Annotated in this window: 23 protein-coding genes; 14 read left to right on the plus strand and 9 right to left on the minus strand. The window is 66.0% G+C overall.

The annotated features are described in order from the left end of the window. Positions 1-108: 108 nt before the first annotated feature. Positions 109-2394, plus strand: coding sequence for a tyrosine-type recombinase/integrase (locus H504_RS0114320; protein WP_169735391.1), 2286 nt, complete (start codon positions 109-111; stop codon positions 2392-2394). Continuing rightward, on the plus strand, positions 2379-3113 hold the full coding sequence (locus tag H504_RS38680) for a prepilin peptidase (RefSeq protein ID WP_051385839.1): 735 nt from the start codon (positions 2379-2381) through the stop codon (positions 3111-3113). Before H504_RS0114320 ends, H504_RS38680 begins: the two co-directional genes overlap by 16 nt. A 129-nt stretch (positions 3114-3242) precedes the next feature. Here H504_RS38680 and H504_RS38685 read toward each other — a convergent pair whose 3' ends face one another. From H504_RS38685 to H504_RS0114340, 3 genes are all read right to left on the minus strand, one after another. Beyond that, positions 3243-3704 carry a DUF6292 family protein gene (locus H504_RS38685; RefSeq protein WP_157440403.1) on the minus strand — a complete coding sequence of 154 codons (462 nt, stop codon included), beginning with the start codon at positions 3702-3704 and terminating at the stop codon, positions 3243-3245. 119 nt (positions 3705-3823) lie between these two features. Next, positions 3824-4195, minus strand: coding sequence for a J domain-containing protein (locus tag H504_RS38690; protein ID WP_051385841.1), 372 nt, complete (start codon positions 4193-4195; stop codon positions 3824-3826). A 547-nt stretch (positions 4196-4742) separates the two neighbouring features. After that, complete coding sequence (locus H504_RS0114340) at positions 4743-5183, minus strand: Hsp20/alpha crystallin family protein (protein WP_026423343.1); 441 nt, start codon at positions 5181-5183, stop codon at positions 4743-4745. A 97-nt stretch (positions 5184-5280) separates the two neighbouring features. Between H504_RS0114340 and H504_RS35045 the strand changes: the two genes are divergently transcribed. Both H504_RS35045 and H504_RS0114350 read left to right on the plus strand, forming a co-directional pair. Beyond that, entirely contained in the window at positions 5281-5934 is a 654-nt protein-coding gene (locus H504_RS35045; RefSeq protein ID WP_051385842.1) for an HSP18 transcriptional regulator, read from the plus strand. A 731-nt stretch (positions 5935-6665) separates the two neighbouring features. Continuing rightward, on the plus strand, positions 6666-6998 hold the full coding sequence (locus H504_RS0114350) for a MerR family transcriptional regulator (protein ID WP_026423344.1): 333 nt from the start codon (positions 6666-6668) through the stop codon (positions 6996-6998). Between the two features lie 868 nt (positions 6999-7866). On the opposite strand, the gene H504_RS38695 is transcribed toward H504_RS0114350, so the two are convergent. From H504_RS38695 to H504_RS35055, 3 genes are all read right to left on the minus strand, one after another. Then, positions 7867-8346, minus strand: a complete 480-nt coding sequence (locus H504_RS38695) for a hypothetical protein (RefSeq protein ID WP_157440404.1) — start codon at positions 8344-8346, stop codon at positions 7867-7869. Positions 8347-8414: 68 nt separating this feature from the next. Then, entirely contained in the window at positions 8415-9740 is a 1326-nt protein-coding gene (locus tag H504_RS0114360) for a NucA/NucB deoxyribonuclease domain-containing protein (RefSeq protein ID WP_169735392.1), read from the minus strand. 396 nt (positions 9741-10136) lie between these two features. Continuing rightward, complete coding sequence (locus tag H504_RS35055; RefSeq protein WP_051385844.1) at positions 10137-10484, minus strand: VirB8 family type IV secretion system protein; 348 nt, start codon at positions 10482-10484, stop codon at positions 10137-10139. A 541-nt stretch (positions 10485-11025) separates the two neighbouring features. Here H504_RS35055 and H504_RS43090 point away from each other — a divergent pair. Beyond that, positions 11026-11220 carry a hypothetical protein gene (locus H504_RS43090; protein WP_026423346.1) on the plus strand — a complete coding sequence of 65 codons (195 nt, stop codon included), beginning with the start codon at positions 11026-11028 and terminating at the stop codon, positions 11218-11220. 31 nt (positions 11221-11251) lie between these two features. Here the strand turns inward: H504_RS43090 and H504_RS35065 are convergent, their stop codons facing one another. After that, a complete protein-coding gene (locus H504_RS35065; RefSeq protein ID WP_051385846.1) occupies positions 11252-11977 on the minus strand; it encodes an MBL fold metallo-hydrolase in 726 nt (241 codons plus the stop codon). A gap of 2 nt (positions 11978-11979) precedes the next feature. Further along, entirely contained in the window at positions 11980-13314 is a 1335-nt protein-coding gene (locus tag H504_RS0114380) for a helix-turn-helix domain-containing protein (protein ID WP_026423347.1), read from the minus strand. A 494-nt stretch (positions 13315-13808) separates the two neighbouring features. Between H504_RS0114380 and H504_RS0114385 the strand changes: the two genes are divergently transcribed. The 8 genes from H504_RS0114385 (at position 13809) to H504_RS0114420 (ending at position 18139) form a co-directional block, all read left to right on the plus strand. Next, a complete protein-coding gene (locus H504_RS0114385; RefSeq protein ID WP_245614243.1) occupies positions 13809-14804 on the plus strand; it encodes a radical SAM protein in 996 nt (331 codons plus the stop codon). Then, positions 14801-15409: a 3'-5' exonuclease gene (locus H504_RS0114390; RefSeq protein ID WP_035304335.1), complete on the plus strand. Its 609-nt coding sequence runs from the start codon at positions 14801-14803 to the stop codon at positions 15407-15409. The genes H504_RS0114385 and H504_RS0114390 overlap by 4 nt, the downstream gene beginning before the upstream one ends. After that, positions 15406-16014: an AAA family ATPase gene (locus H504_RS0114395; RefSeq protein WP_169735393.1), complete on the plus strand. Its 609-nt coding sequence runs from the start codon at positions 15406-15408 to the stop codon at positions 16012-16014. The genes H504_RS0114390 and H504_RS0114395 overlap by 4 nt, the downstream gene beginning before the upstream one ends. Continuing rightward, positions 16011-16154, plus strand: a complete 144-nt coding sequence (locus H504_RS41180) for a hypothetical protein (RefSeq protein ID WP_157440406.1) — start codon at positions 16011-16013, stop codon at positions 16152-16154. Before H504_RS0114395 ends, H504_RS41180 begins: the two co-directional genes overlap by 4 nt. 319 nt (positions 16155-16473) lie before the next feature. Continuing rightward, positions 16474-16740 (plus strand): hypothetical protein, encoded by a 267-nt coding sequence (locus tag H504_RS0114405; RefSeq protein WP_026423351.1) that lies wholly within the window; start codon positions 16474-16476, stop codon positions 16738-16740. A gap of 123 nt (positions 16741-16863) precedes the next feature. After that, positions 16864-17343, plus strand: coding sequence for a hypothetical protein (locus H504_RS38700; RefSeq protein ID WP_051385848.1), 480 nt, complete (start codon positions 16864-16866; stop codon positions 17341-17343). Positions 17344-17577: 234 nt separating this feature from the next. Further along, a complete protein-coding gene (locus H504_RS0114415; RefSeq protein WP_026423352.1) occupies positions 17578-17787 on the plus strand; it encodes a hypothetical protein in 210 nt (69 codons plus the stop codon). Positions 17788-17890: 103 nt separating this feature from the next. Next, a complete protein-coding gene (locus tag H504_RS0114420) occupies positions 17891-18139 on the plus strand; it encodes a hypothetical protein (protein ID WP_026423353.1) in 249 nt (82 codons plus the stop codon). A 147-nt stretch (positions 18140-18286) separates the two neighbouring features. On the opposite strand, the gene H504_RS41185 is transcribed toward H504_RS0114420, so the two are convergent. Further along, positions 18287-18433 (minus strand): hypothetical protein, encoded by a 147-nt coding sequence (locus tag H504_RS41185; RefSeq protein ID WP_157440407.1) that lies wholly within the window; start codon positions 18431-18433, stop codon positions 18287-18289. A gap of 295 nt (positions 18434-18728) precedes the next feature. On the opposite strand from H504_RS41185, the gene H504_RS44035 reads away from it, so the two are divergent. Beyond that, complete coding sequence (locus tag H504_RS44035; RefSeq protein WP_425394060.1) at positions 18729-19289, plus strand: Scr1 family TA system antitoxin-like transcriptional regulator; 561 nt, start codon at positions 18729-18731, stop codon at positions 19287-19289. Positions 19290-19618: the final 329 nt, after the last annotated feature.

Raw genomic sequence — 19618 nt, forward strand, 5'->3', positions numbered from 1 at the left:
CGACCAGGCGCGGACAGCGCCGAGGTGGTGTTGCCTGCCGCACAGCAGTCCCGCCCGCAGCCGATGGAATGGCCGCAGACATGCTCAGGTCGCAGCGAGGTGGAGGCCATGCTGTCGGTGTTGACCGCTCGCTGGCCCGGTTCAGCCGCCAAGCGAGCGATGGGGGTGCGCCAGGTGCTGGACTGGTTGGAAACACTGCCTGGGGACACCTGGCAACAACGCTGGCAGGCGTCCGGCGCCGAGCAGGCCGGTCACGACTGGGCGGATCTGGTGCCGCTGGGCGCCGGCAGTCGGGGCGGCGGTACCGCGCAGGTCAGCGTGATCCGCTTCGGAGTGTCGTTGTTGCTGATCGGGCAGGTGATCCGGCCGAGCCTGGCGTGGCTGTTGGACCAGAAACACAGCCAGACCCTGGTCCGCGCGTTCGCCGCGATCGACCCCACCGGGCTGGCGGATCTGCGGCGCGTGTACCAGACCGGACAGCGCACCGGCGGACGACTACCACGCGCGGTGAACATCCTCGCCCGAATCTTGATTCACAAAGGTGGACCGCTGTCGGCGGTGACCGTCGGCGATTGCGTCCACTACTGGCGGGTCCATCGCGAGCGCGGCACGAACAATGCCGAGAGCACGCTGTTCTACACGCTGTTGTTCGACTTGGGCGTCTTCGGTCCGGACGCGCCCCCGACGCTGACGGCGGCCACCCGGCGTGGGCCGATGAGCTGCGCGGAGTTGATCGACCGGTATGAGATCGCCTGCACCCCCATCCGGGACCTGCTGGTCGAGTATCTGTCGGTGCGCAAACCGACGGTCGATCACACCTCGCTGGCCGGGATCGCCGCCCACCTGGCGCTGCTGTTCTGGAAAGACCTCGAACGCCACCATCCCGGCATCGACTCGCTGGATCTGCCCGCCGAGGTCGCCGCTGGCTGGAAGCAGCGGCTGGGCACCATCACCCACGGCCACGCCAAGGGCCGGCGGCGGGCGGTGCCGGAGAACACCCTGATGTGCGTGCGGAGTTTCTACGCCGACCTCGCCCACTGGGCGGCCGAAGATCCCGCCCGGTGGGGCCGGTTCGTCGCACCGTGCCCGATCCGCGCGAGCGAGGTGTCGTTCAAGAAACGCCGCCAACACCGCAAGGCCATGATGGATCAACGCACCCGCACCCTGGCGCCGGTGCTGCCCACCTTGGTCCGCGTCGTCACCGAGGAGCACCAGCGCGCCCGAGCCCGCTTCGAAGCGGCGCAACGGGTCGGGCACCTGGCGGAGTTCACCGTGGACGGTCGCGCTTACCGGCGGTGGGTGCCCGCTCCACCCTCCCAGCGGGTCTTGGCGATCGAACAGGACACCGGCGCGCGGATTGACCTGACTCAGGAGCAGGAGCGGACGTTCTGGGCGTTCGCCAGTGTGGAGGTACTGCGCCACACCGGTGTGAGGATTGAGGAGATGCTGGAGCTGTCACATTACAGCTTCTGTGCCTACACCCTGCCCAGCACCGGTGAGGTGGTGCCAATGCTGCAAGTCGCGCCGTCGAAGACCGACGCCGAACGGCTTCTGCTGGTCTCCCCGGAGTTGGGTGAGGTTCTCGCGGCGATCATCAACCGGGTTCGCGGTGACCGGTCCACAATTCCGCTGGTGTCCCAATGGGACGGTTTCGAGAAGCAGTGGTCGCCGCGGATGCCGTTTCTGTTCCAGCGCTCGATCGGTGGGCAGCAGAAGCCGATCACACGTACGTTCGTTGCTCAGGAACTCGACCGTGCCATGCGCTTGACCGGGCTCACCGACGCTTCGGGGCAAGCGCTGCGGTTCTGCCCTCACGATTTTCGCCGGATCTTCGCCACGGATGCCCTGCGCGCCGGGCTGCCGCCGCATATCGCGGCGAAGATCCTCGGCCACGTCGACCTGAATACCACCCTGGGGTATGCGGCGATCTATCCGGAGGACGTCATCACCCACCATCGGGCGTTCATCGCCCGTCGCCGTTCCCTGCGTCCGAGCGAAGAATACCGCGACCTCACCTCGGCCGAGTGGGATGAGTTCTTGGCGCATTTCGAGTTGCGCAAGGTCGAACTGGGGGTGTGCACGCGCGATTTCGGCACCCCGTGCGTGCACGAGCACGCCTGCATCCGCTGCCCGGCACTGCGACCCGATCCGTCGCAGCGACCCCGGTTGGAAGTGATCCTGGCCAACCTGCACGACCGCAAGGCCGAGGCCGAAACCCAGGGCTGGCGCGGGGAACTCGCCGGCCTGGAGGTCAGCATCGCCGCCGCGGAACACAAGCTCACGGCGATGCGCGAGTTGGCCGCCCGTCACCAGGTCACGCACCTGGGGATGCCCGATTTCGGGTCGGTCACCGGCCGCGCCAGCGCCGGGGAGGTCTCGTGTCGCCCGGCGTGATCACGGTGTTCGCGATCATCGGCGTGCTGGCCGGCATGGGGGTACGGCCGATCGTGTTCGCGCTGTCCGTGCCGACCGGACAGCCGCCGCGCACGTCGTGCCCGCGATGCCATGCCCTGGTGTTGCGTCGCGAGCGCCGGGCGGTTGTGGCCGTGCTGGTGGGGCGCTGCCGTTTCTGCCGCACTCGCATCGGGGTGCCGCCGGCCATGGTCGAGGTGGTCCTGGGCGTGGTGTTCACGCTGCTCGCGTGCCGACAGTCCGGGGTATGGGTGGCGCTGGCGTGTTGTTGGTTGGCCGCGCAGGGCGCTGCTGTGGCGTTGGTCGACATCGCCGTGCGGCGTGTGCCGAATGTGCTGGCGGTGTCGGCCTACGCGGGCGTGGTGGCCCTGCTGGCGGTGGCCGGCGTGGTCGAGCACCATCCGGCCACCCTGTTGCGCGCGGCGCTGGCCGGGATCGGGCTGGTCGCGTTCTACGGCCTGATCGCCGTGGCCAGCCGGGGCGGGCTGGGGATGGGGGATGTCAAGCTCGCCGCCAGCCTGGGCACCGGTATGGGATGGATCAGCGTGACCGCTGTCGTTGGGGGCACGCTGCTCGGGTTGTTCGTGGCTGCGATATACGGGCTCGCGGCCATCGTCGCGAGCCGCTCGCGATGGCGCGCGCAGTTTGCCCTTGGCCCGTTCCTGGTTGCGGGCGCGCTCGTCGTGCTCGTCATCGGATGACCGGAATTCAGATTCGCCAAACGATCATCTGGCTGCCAGCGCCGCCAACCGGCTGCGTGCTGGGTTGACACGTCCCGCTGCCGTCAACGCCTCACACGACACCGGTGCCGACCAGACACGCGCAGGGACTCAGCCGGTTCGATTGTCGAGGGTCGGCTCGGGCTCGGCCCAGTCGATCAGCCGGCGGGTGAGGTCGGCGCTCACCGCGGTGCTGAGAGGCACGTGCGTGTCGGTATGCCGACCGGTCATCACGGCGCGGACGAACGCGGCGACGGTTGCTGGCGGTGGTAGCACATCGCCGCCCAGTGACGCGGTGATCAAGAGGTCCTCGCCGCAGCCGGTTTCCACCGCGACCGCCCAGCCCTGCCCGGCGGCCCAGATCAGGGCCGCGTCCCGGTCCGGGTGGTCGGGCAGCCTGCTCTCCAGCGCGATGTAGGCGCTGGGCGCTTCGGCCCACTCCGACCAGACCGCTTCGGGTCCGGCACCCGTGGCGTTGGCGGTTTGGGCGATGTAGTGGTGTAAGCCGTGTTCGGCCAGTTCGTGCCAGACGTCGTCGTCGGTGGGACCGTCGGCGTGTTCGGTGACAGGCATCAGGATCACGGCACATTCCCGGTCAGGACCACCGCCGAGACCGTCCGCAGGTCTGGTGTGGGTGCCCAGGTGCGGCGGAGGGGCAGGGTGGTGTGGCTGTTGGGTAGCCAGAGTCGTGATCACTGGTGTCCTCGGTGGGGTGGGCCGTGGTAGCGGACAGGACCCACGCGCAGCAGCGGCGTCCGGCTCGGTGGGGCGAACGGCGTGCTGGGGGATGGGGTATCGGGCGTCGGGGTACGGGTGTGCGTGGTCTGCTGGCGTTGCCGGTCGTACTCGGCGCGCCGGGCCGGGTCGCGCAGCACCGCGTAAGCGGCGATCACCTCGCGCAGCCCCTGTGACCCTGTGTCATGCCCAGTGTCATGACCGGCGTCGGGCCGGGCGTCGGGGTGCTGATCGCGGACCCGGCAGCGGTAGGCGTGCGCGATCTCGGTCGACGACGCGGTGCTGACCACGCCCAGGAGGGTGTAGTAGTCGGGCAGGTCGTGGGTCATGTCGCGCTCTTTCGATCAGACGGTTGGGGTGGTCCCGGCTGTCTGCCGGGACCACCCCGGCATCGGACGAGGCTGCCAGTACGGCTCGCCGTGTCACAGTGCCTTGCGGGCGTGGGCGGGCCTGAGGGGATTGGCCCGCGGTGTCATGGTTATGGTGGCGAACGGCCTGACAGCACGTCCCGCGGTGTCCTTCAGCGACAGGTGATCGCCCTCCTTTCTGACTCCTTTCCGGGTTTCGGTCCGGGCAACAGCGCTGGGGGCGGGGACCGTCCCCGGCGCCACACGAACCCGCACCGGCGATGGGCCGATCCTGCCCGCGCCGCCCTCGATGGCGGCTGGCGTGGCCACGATGCGAGGGGCCGGTGCGGCGGGGTCGGTCGTGGCGGCCGGGGGCGGTCCCAGTTCGCCGCCACGATCGCGTCGAACTCGGCGCGCAGCAAGTCCTCATCCGCGCACAGCAGGGCGAGGAACTCCTCCTGCGGGTCCATTCGCGTAGCCGTCACCATGGTGATCACCCCGTGATCAGCTCGGCGATCACGTCACCGGGTCAGGCTTTGATCTCCTTGCGGGTGTCCTGCCCACTGCCGATCTCGATCTTGCGGGGCTTGGCCTGCTCGGCGATCGGGATGCGCAATGTCAGCACGCCCGCGTCGTAGTCGGCCTTGATCGCCTCGGTGTTCAGGGTGTCGCCGAGGAACAACTGCCGGGAGAACACACCCAGGGGCCGCTCGGATACCTGCATCTCCACCGACTCGGTGGACCCGGTGGGCCGCCGCTCGGCCTTGACGGTGAGCACGTTGCGCTCGATGTCCAACTCGATCGCGTCAGGATCGACGCCGGGCAGATCGAAGGCGACGATGAACTCGTCCCCGGCGCGGTAGGCGTCCATCGGCATCGCCGTGGGACGCGACCAGGTTCCAGCGGCGTTGTTGAAGACCTGCTGGGTCAACCGGTCCAACTGCCGGAACGGGTCGGTGCGCATCAACATGACTTCCTCCCTGTCGTGTTCTGGTGCCAACGCGCAGCTCCGGTATAGCATGTCATCGAAACGATGACAACCCACATGTCATTGAAAGGACGACACGCTGAACGACAGCGCAGGCGGATACACCGCCGTCGAGGCACTCGCCCTGGTCCAGGGCACGCTCACCGACACCCGTGCGAGGTCGGCGACTCCCGCCGACCTCGTCGCCGCACTCACCGTGCTGCGCCGGCTCCGGGAGGAGCTGGCCGACTGGGAACCCGCACTGATCACCGCCGCCCGCGCGCAGAACGTGAGCTGGGCCGCCCTGGCCCCGGCGCTCGGGGTCACCAGCCGCCAGGCCGCCGAACGCCGCTACCTGCGCCTGCGGCCCTCCGACACCGGCGAACGGACCGGCGAACAACGGGTTCGCGCCCAACGCGACAAGCGAACGGGTGACCGGGCGGTCGCCGCCTGGGCCCGCGACAACGCCGCAGTCCCCCGACAGCTCGCCGGGCAGGTCAGTGCTCTCCCGGGCCTGCCCCGCCGCGCCCAACACCAGGCGAACCTGGTCGGTCAGGCCCTCGCCGACAACGACCCCACCACCTTGTTGTCCCCGCTGGCCGACACGCACACCCACCTGACGGCGAACCACGCCGGCCTGGCCGCCCAGATCCAGGCCATCACCGACCAGGCCACGCAGATCCGCCACACCACCCACTCGACGCGGTCGGGCTCACCATCCACCGCGGAGCATCAGACCAACAGCCGCCACTGAGCACCAGCCGCTGGCCAGGCGGTGTCGCGCCTCGGCGTCGGCGCTGATGCACCTAACCCGCCGAGAAAATCTATGCTGGCTGAGGTAGACATTCTGCGATGGATGTGTGTAGTCTTCTACCCGTAGCGAGAGAGACAATGTCGAGCAGGCACGGGAGATGACGAAACTACCCGTGAGGTGAGACAGGCGGTCGAGGCAAGACTCGCGCAGCAGTGAGGTCATGCCCGGCGGCCAGGAAGACCGGGACCGGTGAGTGAACGATCGAGGTAGTACCCGGTCCTGATGATGGAGTAGCAGGACGTAGGTGGAGGTGTCGCGCCCACGCAGCAGGTGAAGTGAGTAGGAGAACGGTTGGTTGGGGCCGGAACCCATCAGGAGAAGCGGTTCCGGCCCCGGTAGTAAGCGAGGCGTCATGCGTGCTGGGACCGGTCTCGGTAAGAGGTCCCGATGCGCGACGTTCGCGGTAGTACCCGGTAAGTGGACAGCGCACGAGAGAAGGGATGGGTCACGTCATTGGATCGGCCGCCCAGGCCCCATCGGGCCGGGCGGGTACCGCAGTCCCATCAGATTGGTAGGTGGTGCTCGGTTACGAACACGCGATCCCCGCGATGGCTGCCCGTCGGGCGCACGCGGGTACCACAACCCGACCTCACGGCCGGGAAATGATGAAACCCAAAACCCTGGGGCCCCGGTGCTGCAGCACCGGGGCCCCCTATGACCGTGAGGTGACTTTGATCCCAGACCCACGCGACACGGCCGCCGCCGACGCGGCCGACAAGTTCGATGACGAGCACTACCCCGCCTACACGATGGGCCGGGCCGCGGCGATGCTCGGCACCACTCCGGGCTTCCTGCGCAGCCTGGACGAGGCGAAACTGATCGAGCCGCAACGCTCCGCCGGCGGCCACCGCCGCTACTCCCGCTACCAACTGCGCATCGCCGCCCGAGTACGGGAACTCGTCGACCACGGCACCGGTCTGGACGCCGCGTGCCGCATCGTCAGTCTCGAAGACCAGCTCCACGAAGCGCAACAGCTCAACGCCGACCTCCGCCGCTCCGACTGACCCTCCGCGCGGTCCTCGGATCGCGCGGAACGGAAGCGATTCCCACAGTTCATCGTTTCTCGGCCGCTGACCCGGCTGCCAACATGAGCACCGACGCCGGAACGCTCCCCCTCGTGATCATCTACCTGCGGCCAGCCAGCGGAATCCCGTTCGCGAAGCCACCGTGCAGAGGGTTTCGAGCATTCGCACCTGCAGTCGCCTCCGAAGATAGACCAGGACGGCGACACGCCCGGGAATACCAACCCTACCGGAGCAACGGCATCACCGACTGTAATGCCTACCGTCACATGCTGAAGGTCATCAACTCGTTAGTTCAGAAAAGACGTCAAACTCGCCGGACTCCTCGGCCTCGCCCTGGGCTGGTGCGGCTGGACAACGATCCTGACCGGCACCCTCCTCGGATGGCTACTCGCCGCACTAGCCCGCCTCACGCTCCGCGCCACCCACCGCATCCCGCATGACGAGCCGATGCCGCTCGGCCCGTACCTGGCGCTGGGGACCCTGACTGCGGTGATCTTGACCGGCATCGGCTGAGTGCACGAGCCCGTGCCGCGTCACGACCGGTCGTTCCGGTCAGCCTCTTGGATCCGCACAAACACGCAGGACGAGATGACCGCCGAGCATGGGTAAGCCGCCTCAGAAATCGCCACCCACCCGCAAAGCATCCGAGAATATTCGGCTACGGATCGCCATCATCGTCACCCAAATAGCGTCGGTGAATACCGAGCAAATATTCGGGAGAACGACATACCGTCATGAACATCGGGAACTCAAGAGCGCGACACTCGGCCGATCAAGCAGGAGCCAGCAACCAGGTGCCCCGGAATTGGGTCCAGTTCACGCCGACCAAAGCGGGATGGGTCAGCGATTAGCTGCCACTGGCGGTGTCGAGGGCGAGCTGGATGATCCACTGTTGAGTGAAGGCATGGGGGTCATCCGGGTCGAGGGCGTCAGAGTCGTGGTAGGGCTCGCGGGTGCGAGAACGCAGGGCGCGCATCCTGTATCGGCCTGGAGGTAGGTCGATGGGTTTGTCGTCAGGTGAGGCGGTCAGGCAGGAGAGCATGAGCTTGCCGGTCTCGCAGGTCAGTTCGCCGGTGTAGCGGTCCCAGTCTCCTGGTGGTTCGTGTGGCGGTAGTTCGGTCCATAGTTCGAGGTGGACGTGCGGGTATGCCCTGCCGTCATCGGTGTAAAACATGGCGCCGCCCCGCCCCGAGGCGGCCACGGGATTGGACGCGGGCAGAGTGATGTCACCGTAGGAGTGCGACGACCAGACATCGAAGAGCAGGAAGGTGCTGAAGTCGGGAAACACGTCGTGGTCGATCGTGAAGACAGGAGTTGTCTCTGGCATGTCTGTCCCCTGCACGTGCGTGGGCGGATGGACGCCGTCAGGCTATCTACCCGCCCACGCAGCGACCATCAGAGGTTGGCAGTCACGTAGAAGTTGTCACCGTCGAGCAGGTGGTCCTCGGAGAGGAACAGGCTCAGCCTGCTGCCCGCTGCCTGGTTCTGGGTGTTCAGGACAGGCCGAACAGCGTAGGTGCGAAGCATGCCGTCGGTGACGGTGCCCGCTCCTTCGTAGGTGGTGGCGAACGGAAACTCGTCGCAGTCGTTCTTGCCACCGTCCGGACGGTCCTTGAAGTTCGGTCCCCAATGCGCGACGCAGGCGTTGTAGGCCGTGGTGTTGTTCAGGTCGCGCAACCTCTTGTCGTAGTAGAGGCGCGAGAGCGGTTCGGTGACGCCGATCTTACCTGGGATGTATTTCCCAGTGTTGCCCGGATAAGTGGCGCCGATGTTGTTGTGTGCGTCGTAGATAAGCTGTGCGGATTCGTGGATCGCAGGGTCGTTGACATTGAGGGTGAACCAGCCGGTGGCAGCGTGGAACACGCAGTCGCTGCTCTTGGCGTACTGGGGTACCTGGCTGCGGGCGATATCGCAGCGGAACGGGGTAGTGACGATCGTGGTCTGGGAGTAGCGCTCGTAGGGGCCTGGGCCCCCGTAGGTGTAGGCGTAGGTCTGGAGGGCGTAGAAGGTGCGCTTCTCGCCGTTGACCTCGGTGGGGTCGTGCGGGTTGGCCGGATCCTCACCGCTGGTCTTCACCAGCGTCGTCACGGTGTCGCTCGTCCTCCAGCCCTGAATCGACTTCGACCAACCGTACTCCGGGTAGTTGCATTTCGCCGTCGTCCCCGGCACCCCGGGCGTGCCACAGGCAAACTCCACGCCCAGATTCACCGTCAGCGGCACGTTGCCCACGATCGTCCAGTCCCACAGCCGCCCGGTCACCGTGAACTCACGAGCGTTCCAACTCATGTTCCAGGTTGCCGCCCATTTGGCCGCCGCCCGGCCGACCGGCTTGCAACCACCGCCGGAGCACGAGTAGTAGTCGACGACGAGGAACTCCGAGTGGCAGGCTGCGAACCTGTTCTTGTACAACACTGGCCCGGAGAAACCCCCCAGGTAGCGATCGACGCACTCCTGGGGGCTGATCGGGTCTCCCGGCGTGGCGAAGGGCGACACTGCCGCGGTCGCGTACTTCGACGAGTCCACCCGATAGACCTGCTGTGGCGGGTTCACTACGTCCGCCACCGATGTACGCGCCGACAGATGTCCGCCTGTCTCGGAGCCGAGCTCTGGAACAGGAGCATTCGCCACAGAGGTCGCGGATTCCTTCGTCATCGGAAACGAGCGGACCACGCTGACGCCCTGTCCAAGGCTCGCTGCAGAGGCGACGGCGTTCGGCGCCATGACTACGACCTGCGCTCCGACGACTGCCGCCCCAATAGCAATGATACGCAGTACATGATGAGCTCTTGTTCTACCCATGTTCCCCCTCGATACATGATGAATACGCCTTTTCGCGCACTAACTCAACAATATCGACATGTTTGACGAGCGCGAAATGGGACTTTCGGTCAGATTCTTATGCGGCCCGTCCTGACACTCGGTCACATCATTGCCCCATCCGAGTGTGAGGCAACCGCCCCTCCTGGACCACTAGTTTGACTACCAGCAGCTCGCTTATGACCCCGCACACTACAAAGCTGCCGCTACGCATCGCGCCTCCGGCGCTCGATCGCGTTATCCCGATTTCGACAAGTAATCCCCGGTCCTAACGTGAGCAGCGAATCACGCGCGGCAAGGTTAGGGCGTCCACAACGGGGATCGCATCCGATGGGCCAACCGCGGTGCGAATGGTTCGTCGGGTGCTGGAAGGGCGAAAAGTTGGTCGATGACATCGACCAGAGTATCTTCGCGCATCCACACGAGTTTCCCCAGCGGGTTGCTGCGGACCGCGGCCGCGTCGGTCACATACTTCACGGTCACCAGGTCGGTCCAGTTCTGCGGCCAGATCCGCAGGCCGTTGATCCCGACCACGCGCTCGCCGTCCATCTCGGGGAGAAACTGCCAGTCGGCCTCGCGAAGCATGATCAACTGGTTGAGCTCCGGGCAGGCGACCAACGCCAACTCGTCCGCGTTGGTCGTGTTCATCGGTTGGTCCCTGGGAGTGGGCAAGGGACAGAGGCAGTCTCGTCCGGTGGAAGCACGGCGCCTCCCTGTCATCTGGTCAGCGTGGTGGACACAACCTGCCGCGTGTCCTGTCTCTTGACAGTTTCGGTTGCACCGTGCATCGGGAACACGGCCGAAACGAACGGATGGGTCTGCTCCAGCAAATGGGGCCTTCCCTGCCTATGAGGCAGGGAAGGCTACTCGGAGCACCAGCGGGTAGCCTCAGGGGCCGTGGACCTACTCCCGTTTCGACCATACGCGGCCTCACTGCCCCGGAAACGAGCCACCGCGGGCACGCTTGCTCTACGGCGAGGCCCTGACCCGCGTGCTGTTGATCGAGACCACCTACCACGTCGAGTGGTGATCCCAGACGGAACAGTGGACGCGGAGGAGGCACCCTGGGCTGACTGCGGTACGCGAAACCACCGAAAACTCGGGTTCACCAGACCCCCGGGCAGGCTGTTGGTCATCGACGTCATGCCCGAGGTACTGGCGTTCGTCTTCGTTTATCTTCGACGGAGGCGTGATCACCGACGATCAGGCTCAACGGCTGCAGACGAACGACCCAGAAGTGCACTCCATCGGTCTCCACACTGTGCACGAAGCCCGCGGCCCGGTCACACCCAGCCTTCACCGCCGGATCGAAGCAGCCGCAACCGCAGCGAGCACCGGCACGCTGATGCTGTGCGACGCAGGCACACCGACATCGCTGGAGTAGCCAGACAGTGGAGGTGAGGATGTCCGACGCCCTACACGTCCGACGTCCACCGCCACCCGGGTGTGACAATGGTTGTCAGGATATCCGACACTCGCACGGAATGAGGGTCGAGATCTGGAGCCAGGTGGGTGAGCAGCAGATGCTTGGCGTGGGCGCCGAGTGCTGTCTCGGCGGCTTGGTCTGGGGTTGTGTGGTAGCGGCTTGGCTTGACGGTGCCTGCTTCGCAGAGGAAGACATCGGTGTTGTCCGCGAGGCTTCGGAGAGCTGGGCAGGGCTCTGTATCGCCTGAGTAGGCCAAGTGAGCGGTGGGACTCTCGACGCGGACGCCGAATGTCGGCACGGAGTGGACTACCGCACGGCTGGTCAATGCCAGCGGCCCGTGAATGGCGGTGTGGCCGTCGTGGAGTTCGTGGACGGTGAAGGTTTCGCGGACGAGGGTGGCGTCGTCGGTGCCGGTCAGCATGTGGACGAGGCGGTCTGCCCAACCAGAGGGTCCGTAGACGCTGATCTTGGGTGCACCGGGGGTGTTGAGCGCCCAGTTGGACCAGGCAAGCAGATCAGCGCTGTGGTCGGGGTGCAGGTGGGAGATCCACAAGGCGGTGACCTCTGCCGGTGACACGTGGTTCTGAAGTGCGGCGAAAGTGCCGGAGCCGCAGTCCAGAACGACATGCGTGTCGTCTTCGGTGATCAGATAACCGGAACAGGGTTGTCCTGGTTGTGGATACGGGGTGGCGCACCCAAGCACGGTCAGTTCCATGGTCACCCTGCGATTACGGTGTGAGTGGTGAACGCGTCCAACTGCTGCGCCCAGTGACGGGCTGTGGTGTCTGCGCTGAATGGCTCCGCGGTGAGGGCGGTACGTAGATCGTGCAATCGCCGGACGGCTCCCGCCAGGCGGCGGGTATGGGGCATCGCCAGGACAGGTTCGGTGACCGCGATGGCGGCTTGGAGATCGTGGTGACCGAGGTGGACCGCGGCCAAGTCGAGCCGGATCACGGTGATGACCGCGTAGTCGAACGAGCGTTCTCGCTCGTAGTCGACCAAGGCGCGCTCCAGGTGCGTCTGGGCGATGTCGTGGTCGCCGATCCACAGATATGCGCCACCGAGACAGCGCTCGCGGTTCATGTCCGTGAACAGCACGATGCCGGTCTCGTCCGGGTGGTCGTTATCGGGCAACGCGGTGTCGGCGACCTCACGGAGAGCAGCAATGTCGCCTAGACGGGCCAGCGCCCGCGCTTGCATCGCAACTGCCCTCGAGACGCCGGAGCGGGTGACGGCCAGATCCAACGCGTGGGTCGCGAGTTCAGCGGCGGATCCCCATTCACATGCCCAAAAGGCCACAGCGGACTGGAGGCTGCGGATCCACGAACGCAACTCGGCATGATCGGCGAGTTCAGCCAACTGCCAGGCCGTACCGGCATGATCCTCGGCGGCGGCATAGTGGCCGAAGAAGTCGCTCGACGCGATGGCCAGGTACCCACACACCCGGCTGGCCATCGCGTACAAACGTCGAGCCTGTTGTGGCCATCGTGGCTGGTTGAGCAGCCGGAACAACTCGTCACGTACATCGTGCGATCGCTGCACGACCACTGTTGGCGAGTCCTCCAGGAACTCACGAGCCAGCCGCAGGACTTGGGCCTCGAACTGCTCCAGCACCGCCTCGTGCAACCCATACCCACCATGGCGGCGCCCAAAAGCGACCGACTCAGCCGCGCCATCCCGCGCCAGAGCGGTCGGTACGACCACGCTCTCGGTCACCCCACGGGTAGCAAGAGGAACAGAATGCCCGGCCTTGCGCCGTGCTCGCTGAGCGGCGATCGCCAGGGCTCGCATCTCGACAAGAGATCCACCGGCGCCGAGGGTGCTATCGAGTGCTCCCACCAGCTCGGCAGACGGAACCCCGCGGCGCGGGTGCTCGGCCAGGGACACGTACTGTCGGGTATAGCCGATCAGCCCGGCCAAATCGCTGCGGCTGAGCCCCGCTTGTTCCCGCAGGCGGCGAATCTCGGACGCCAAGCGGGCCAAGGCGGGCTCTATCATCTCGCCCTCGTCCGCGGCCGTGTCATCTTGCTCCATGGTGAACTCCCAGGCCACGGGTGCTCAACGCGCAGCACCACCATGCCGTGTCATCAGCTGGTCTCCGGCCAAGCATAGCCGCCCCACCAACCGCAGCACTGCATTTGCACACGACACCACGCGAAGGTACCGAACTGCTCTCATCTTTCGAGACCATCTCATTGGGTATTGACAGATCAGCAGATGCCGTTGGGTGCAAATCGCGCAAACACTCTGTTTCGCAGAGTTGCAGTCTTCCAAGACCGGAAACCGTCTGCTCGAATATGCATGTAGCAAGCTGGGCAACCTTCACGGGAGCCGATATGGCAATCTCTACTCATCGATGCGGCGAGAAGAAAGTGGCTGGCGTGCCGAAAGCGCTGCGGATCTTGTCCGTGGAGCAGCGGGCAGAGCTGCGTTCGGAACTGTTGGAGGTGGTTGAGTATCGTAAGAGTGGCCTGAGTCTGAACCATGTGATTGGTTGTCCGTTGGACTGCGGGTACTGCGTTCGGCATTTGTTCGACAACTTCGAGATGAGGGTGCCTCGGGCGTTGATGTCGGACGAGGCGGCGGTGAAGTTGCTGGTGGGGCATCGGTTCTTCGAGCCGCACGTGACACCCGTACAGGTGTTCAACCGGGCGACCGATCCGATGTTGCCGTCGGTCAAGCCGCACACCTTCGCCACCTTGCGGTTGTTGGACGGGCGGGGGTTGACCAACCACGTCCTGGTGATCACCCGCTGGCGGGTCACAGCGGAGGATTGCGCGGTACTCAACTCGCTGCGTCACCTCAAGGTCACCCTGCTGGTCACCTGGTCGGGCATCGACGACGAGCGGATCGAGCCGGTCGACTCGGGGATCGCGGCGGGATCGTTGCGGACGGCGTTCGAGCACGCTCGGCGGTATCGGGTGGTGTTGTACTGGCGGCCGATCGTGCCCGGCCTCAACGACTCCGACCACCACATCACCACCGCGATGGACCTGACCCGGTACGCCCACGCGACGGTGTTCACCGGGTTGTTCTACAAAGCCCAGATCCGCGACTACTACCGGGAACACGGCCTGCCGGAGCCGTATGTGGACGGGGCGCGGCGCAAGATCCTCCCGCGGGAGGTGGAGCGGCGGATTCTGACCGCGGCCGCCCAGGGCAGGGCGGGGTCGGCGTTGTTCCGCAAGACCAGTTGCGCGGTCGCCGCCGCCCACGCGCTGCCCGACTACAACGGGCATGTCGGCATCCGCGAACTGTGCGACATCTGCCCCGCCTCCCAACTCCAGCGGTGTTCGACCGCGTGGACCACCCCCGATCCCGGACACGTCGCCGCGATGACCGCCGAGTTGGGCGGCACGCTGATCGAGATCACCGACCAGGCCGTGGTCGTCGACGGGTTGGACGAACAGCGCCGCTACCGGATGCAACACCACCTCGGCTACCAGGTCCACGACTTGAGCAAGCCACATCACCCGCACCGGCACGGCCGCGCCGACACCGGCTGGACCGACACCCACGAGGAAGTGAAGGTCACCTCATGAGCCATGACATCCCCGCGGCGTTGCGCGGCCGCGAACTGGTGGTGGTCGACATCGAAGGCAACGGCGCGCAACCACCGGAGATCGTGGAGATCGCGATCCTGCCCCTGGGGCGCGTGGTGCACCCCGGCAACGTCATCACCTGGCTCATCCGCCCACGGACACCGATCAGCACCGTGCTGACCCGCACCGTGCACGGCATCGGCAACAGCGACGTCGCCGACTGCCCCACCTGGCCCGAGGTCGCTGACCAAGTCAGCGACGCATTGGGCAGCCGGATACTCATCGCGCACCACGCCGCGGTCGAGCACAGGGTCCTCTCGGCGCACCTGCCCGAGTGGCGTCCGCTGTTGGTGTTGGACACGATGCGGCTGGCCAAACACGTCTGGCCCGGCCTGCGAGGCGGATACGGCCTCGACCGGCTCGTCGAACACGCCCACCTCGACCTCGACGAGTACCCGGGCAGGCGGCACCGCGCGGGCTATGACGCCTGGATGACCGCGCGGCTGTTCCTTGTCCTGGTGGAGGAATCCGGGCTCGACGGTGCGGGGTTGATGCGGGTCGCCCCCCTGCGCGGGACCACGCAGCCCGGTGATGGCCTGTGGTGAACGTCGAACGACCCGTCACCATCGGTGTGGTCGGCACCCACTCCACCGGCAAATCCACCTTCCTCGCCCGATTGGCCGCCCAACTACGCCGCGACCAGATCCAGGTCGCCACCGTGGCCGACCTCGGCGAACACGCACAACGAATCGGACTGCCGATCCTGTTCAACCACACCGACATCTCCACCACCTGGTTCATCACCCGCGGCATCAGCAACGAACTCGAAACCTGGCCCCACACCGACGTCACCCTCGTCGACCGCGCCGTCCCCGACGCCCTCGGCTACTACCGGGCCGCACTCGCCCACCGCGGCCACCGACCCGACCCCTCCACGATGCTCACCCTGGAAGCCATGGTCGCCTCCCACAGCCGCAACTACGACCTGCTGTTCCGCACCATCATGGACCCCCAGATCCCACTGGGCGCCAACAAGAAACGCGACCCCAACCACGACTTCCGAGCCTTGGCCGACCACCACGTCCACCGCGTCCTGGACGAGTTGCGACTGCCTTACCAATCACTGCCCGCTGACGGACACGACACGGCACTGACCTACGCGGTGGAGTTCACCGCGGCCCGACTGTCCGAACTTCAGGACACGTCATGAACGGCAGACGGGACATCCTGGCCACCATCGTCGCCCAGGACAGCCCCCACATCGAGGCAACCGGGGTCCATGTGGACGACCTCGTGCCCGCGGACCTGCACCCGCTCCTGCAGAGCAGGTCCATGCACCAGCACCTCTGATCACGACTCGCCTGGGAGAGATCTGTGCGGACCGCCACGCTGCGCTCGATGGGTCCTGGCCAGACTGCTGTACCGCACAATCGTCCACACCGGACGCTCGCAGCGGGCCCTTGTCAAGGCGAGTCAGCCACGCTGGACGGCGGGGTCGTACTCGAAGGCGCATGGTGCCGAACCATCTCGCCTACGAGGTCCATCACCTGGCCAGCTCCACCATCCGCGCGGACACCTGGCTGGACCAACACCCACGAGGAGGTAGCAGTCCGATGACCTACGAATCCCTCCGAAGCACTGCTCGACCGCCACGTAGCGGTGGTCGACAATGAGCGACGGCAAACGCGGCACTCTCGCGACGATCGTTGCCCAGGACAGTGCCCTCGGACAGGCCGCCTCCGCGGTGGACCAGCTCAGCGCTCACCTGCCCGTCGCCGGGCGGCCTGCGGCATGCCCGTTGTGCCGGGCATACCCGTGGCCGTGTCCACGTTTCGTGGATGCCGCCGCGCGCATCCACGCTGCGGGGATTGGTCTGCACGAGCTGATTCCGGTCGACCTGCACCCGGCGCTGTGGCCCGAGCCGGACCACCGCTGATCGCCGATATGGTCCCGAAGAGAAATCATGTCGGGCAGCTATCGGCTTAATTCCCGATCCAACTCTCCCGGTTTGCCAGCACAACTCGGAATGATCCGCAGCACGTCGAGCCAGAGGTGGTAAATGAGCAGACAGGACTGGAACGCGGTGGCCAGGACCATCAACCGCCGCATGGAGTTCCTCGACATCAGCCAAACCCAACTCGTCGACCGCTCCCGAGTGTCCAAGCTCGTCATCCGCGAACTCCAGCACAACCTCGTCCAACGCCTCCGAAGCCCACGCACCCTCGAAGCCGTGTCCACCGCCCTCGGCCTCGCCCCCACCCACCTCGACGCCGTCCTCCACGGCAGGCAACCCCCACCCATCCCATCGAGCACACGCGCGCCCACGCCTGCACCCGCCTACACACCACTCACCCTGCGCGACCTCCGGAACCTCAATCTCGACAGCCGTGGCATCCGCCACCTGCAACGCCGACTCGAAGAATGGATCGACAACCTCCAAGACCTCGGCGACCTCCTCGCCGACGCCGAACGCCTGCTCGGCATCACCCCCGACAGGCCAACAACCACCAGTAACACCATGACCAAGATCCACCCCTGATCGCCAACCAACTAGTCCAACGCCTCCGAGCCACCATGTCCGCTCAACCACCACAAGCACACCCGGACGTCACCAACTACAACGAACAGCGCGCGAAAATGTTGACCGGCACCGAAGCGCTCACCTGGCTCCACCAGATCGTCGCCGCCGCTCTCACCGAACCGACGGCACAACACACGAGGCCCCTGCTCAACCCAACCGATATCAACGCACCCATCACGAAAGGCTTTCATCATGCTCAACCCCCATGTCGACGTCTACGCCGACATCAACACCACCGGCGACTGCACCCACGAACTGGTCAGCACCGAGACCGCCACCCTGGTCTTCGACGGCTCCCTCCATCTCACCTTCACCCGCGACGGCCTCCACCGCCTCATCACCGAGGCCGGCGAGGCCGCCGCCAAGCTCGACGCCACCCGCACCCCCGCCCCAGCGGTCTGACCCGTCTCGTCCCGACAACACGACGCCACCCCTGGCTGATCAGGCCACAACACTGGCCTGATCAGCAGGGCCTCGGCACTCCACCGAGAGACTGGGGCTATCTATGCGACGCCCGAACATCGACGTCCAGGTCATCGTCGGCGCCGGGTGCGGCATGGCCTACAAGATCACCAACATCGACGACGTCGAATGCACCTTCGGTGCAACCGCGGACGAAGTCACCCTCACCATCGAAGGCGGCAGCCTCCGCCGCTTCATCACCATGGCCCACAAGGCCCTCACCGAACTCGACGAAGCCCAAGCCACCCACGCCAACAACAAACTCGACAAGCCAACCAACCGCACAACCTGACAACGACTCCCGCGTCGTGTGACCGTTAGAGCCCCCGGAATTACCACGGAATTCCGGAACCGTCACACACGAACGCGGCACCACATGGCCGGTCGGGGTGAACCACCGCACCCCGACCGGCCCCACGCACTCGGCTACCACGACTCCTCAGAGTGCGAGCGCAGGTTCAACTTCTCGCAGGGTGCTCAGCACCGTTCGGCCACACCAGTTCGCCACGAAGGCTTCGCGGCGCTTCAGATCGGTTGTGTCGCGGATGTTCAACTGCGGCAGGTCCTTCTCGGCCAGCCAGGTCAATACCGGTTGGGAGTGGTCGCGCCGATTGGCACCTCTTCGTCGGATGCTTGTGGCGCTTGGGCTGCGCGGCGGGGGTGGTGCGGCAGGACTCGGTGTCGTTCCCGTCCGACGTGCGGTCGGTCGCGAAGACGGGGCGGGCGCCGTGGCGCGACACCCGACGCGGAGGATAAAGACGAAGTCGCCGTCGCGAGTGCGTTGGCGGACAAGGGGACCGAGCACCTGCTCGACGAGGCCGCGGAGGTGATCAGGGACAACACCCTGGCCGTCGTCTCCTACAGCCCGCACGAGATCTCCGATCAACTCCGACCCACGGCCCAGCGGCCGCCGATGGCCGGTAGGTACTACCTCGGGAGACCGGCGGTCGTGGACCTGGTTCCCCCGGGCGGGGCGGGAGCAGATCGCGCACTTGATCACCCTGTCCAGACGGTCGGGGATCGAGATCGTCATCGTCGACCCGCATCGGCACACCGTCCCGTTCCACCTGCTCCACCTCACCACCGGCCGCAACGTGGTCCGGATCGACATCAACGACTCCGCCCTCTACCTGGAGCACCCCGACGACATCACCCGGTTCGAGCAACTCGCCAACACCATCCACCCCCACGGCCGGCGACGACAGCACCCTCACCACCCCCCTGTCCACGACCGACCGCCTGGCAGGAATCAGGTGAGTCCGACCGCCACCCGCGATACCGATGTCGCCGCACTCGGCAACGAAGCACGACCCACGCTGCCTCGAACTCTATGCCGACAACCTCGCCGACCTCCTCACGGAAGCCGAAAGCCAGCTCGGCATCACCCCCGGCACACCACAACCATCAGAACCACCACAGCCCTGACCACACCGTCGTGCTGATCGAAACCCAACCAGCCCACCGCATCCCCGCCCCCCTCGGCACCACACCGAGACAACCACCACAGACACACCCGACCCACGACCACAGCCAACGACCACCGAGACTCCACACCATCCCGATACCCAACAAACTCCCACTCAAGCACCCGCCGGTTTCCCACCACTGAACTCCCTTCGAGGTTCACGGTGCACACACTCATCCGCGCGTGGACGAGTACGCACTCGGCCGCGAGGCTAGTGGTGTGTCACGCAACCTTGGTGGGGTAATGGGTCCAGGTTCGGATGGGTGAGTCGATGGCGAATCCGGTCTTGGGCTGGGAGTGGGTGTT

This window comes from Actinokineospora inagensis DSM 44258, assembly GCF_000482865.1.
Lineage (GTDB): Bacteria > Actinomycetota > Actinomycetes > Mycobacteriales > Pseudonocardiaceae > Actinokineospora > Actinokineospora inagensis.

Excerpts from the sequence above, each read along its gene's own strand:
- H504_RS0114320 (WP_169735391.1), top strand. The coding sequence starts at position 109 with ATGCTGTCGGTGTTGACCGCTCGCTGGCCCGGTTCAGCCGCCAAGCGA.
- H504_RS38685 (WP_157440403.1), bottom strand. The coding sequence starts at position 3,704 with ATGCCTGTCACCGAACACGCCGACGGTCCCACCGACGACGACGTCTGG.
- H504_RS38690 (WP_051385841.1), bottom strand. The coding sequence starts at position 4,195 with ATGACCCACGACCTGCCCGACTACTACACCCTCCTGGGCGTGGTCAGC.
- H504_RS0114340 (WP_026423343.1), bottom strand. The coding sequence starts at position 5,183 with ATGTTGATGCGCACCGACCCGTTCCGGCAGTTGGACCGGTTGACCCAG.
- H504_RS38695 (WP_157440404.1), bottom strand. The coding sequence starts at position 8,346 with ATGCCAGAGACAACTCCTGTCTTCACGATCGACCACGACGTGTTTCCC.
- H504_RS0114360 (WP_169735392.1), bottom strand. The coding sequence starts at position 9,740 with ATGGCGCCGAACGCCGTCGCCTCTGCAGCGAGCCTTGGACAGGGCGTC.
- H504_RS35055 (WP_051385844.1), bottom strand. The coding sequence starts at position 10,484 with ATGAACACGACCAACGCGGACGAGTTGGCGTTGGTCGCCTGCCCGGAG.
- H504_RS35065 (WP_051385846.1), bottom strand. The coding sequence starts at position 11,977 with ATGGAACTGACCGTGCTTGGGTGCGCCACCCCGTATCCACAACCAGGA.
- H504_RS0114385 (WP_245614243.1), top strand. The coding sequence starts at position 13,809 with ATGAGGGTGCCTCGGGCGTTGATGTCGGACGAGGCGGCGGTGAAGTTG.
- H504_RS0114390 (WP_035304335.1), top strand. The coding sequence starts at position 14,801 with ATGAGCCATGACATCCCCGCGGCGTTGCGCGGCCGCGAACTGGTGGTG.
- H504_RS41180 (WP_157440406.1), top strand. The coding sequence starts at position 16,011 with ATGAACGGCAGACGGGACATCCTGGCCACCATCGTCGCCCAGGACAGC.
- H504_RS0114405 (WP_026423351.1), top strand. The coding sequence starts at position 16,474 with ATGAGCGACGGCAAACGCGGCACTCTCGCGACGATCGTTGCCCAGGAC.
- H504_RS38700 (WP_051385848.1), top strand. The coding sequence starts at position 16,864 with ATGAGCAGACAGGACTGGAACGCGGTGGCCAGGACCATCAACCGCCGC.
- H504_RS0114415 (WP_026423352.1), top strand. The coding sequence starts at position 17,578 with ATGCTCAACCCCCATGTCGACGTCTACGCCGACATCAACACCACCGGC.
- H504_RS0114420 (WP_026423353.1), top strand. The coding sequence starts at position 17,891 with ATGCGACGCCCGAACATCGACGTCCAGGTCATCGTCGGCGCCGGGTGC.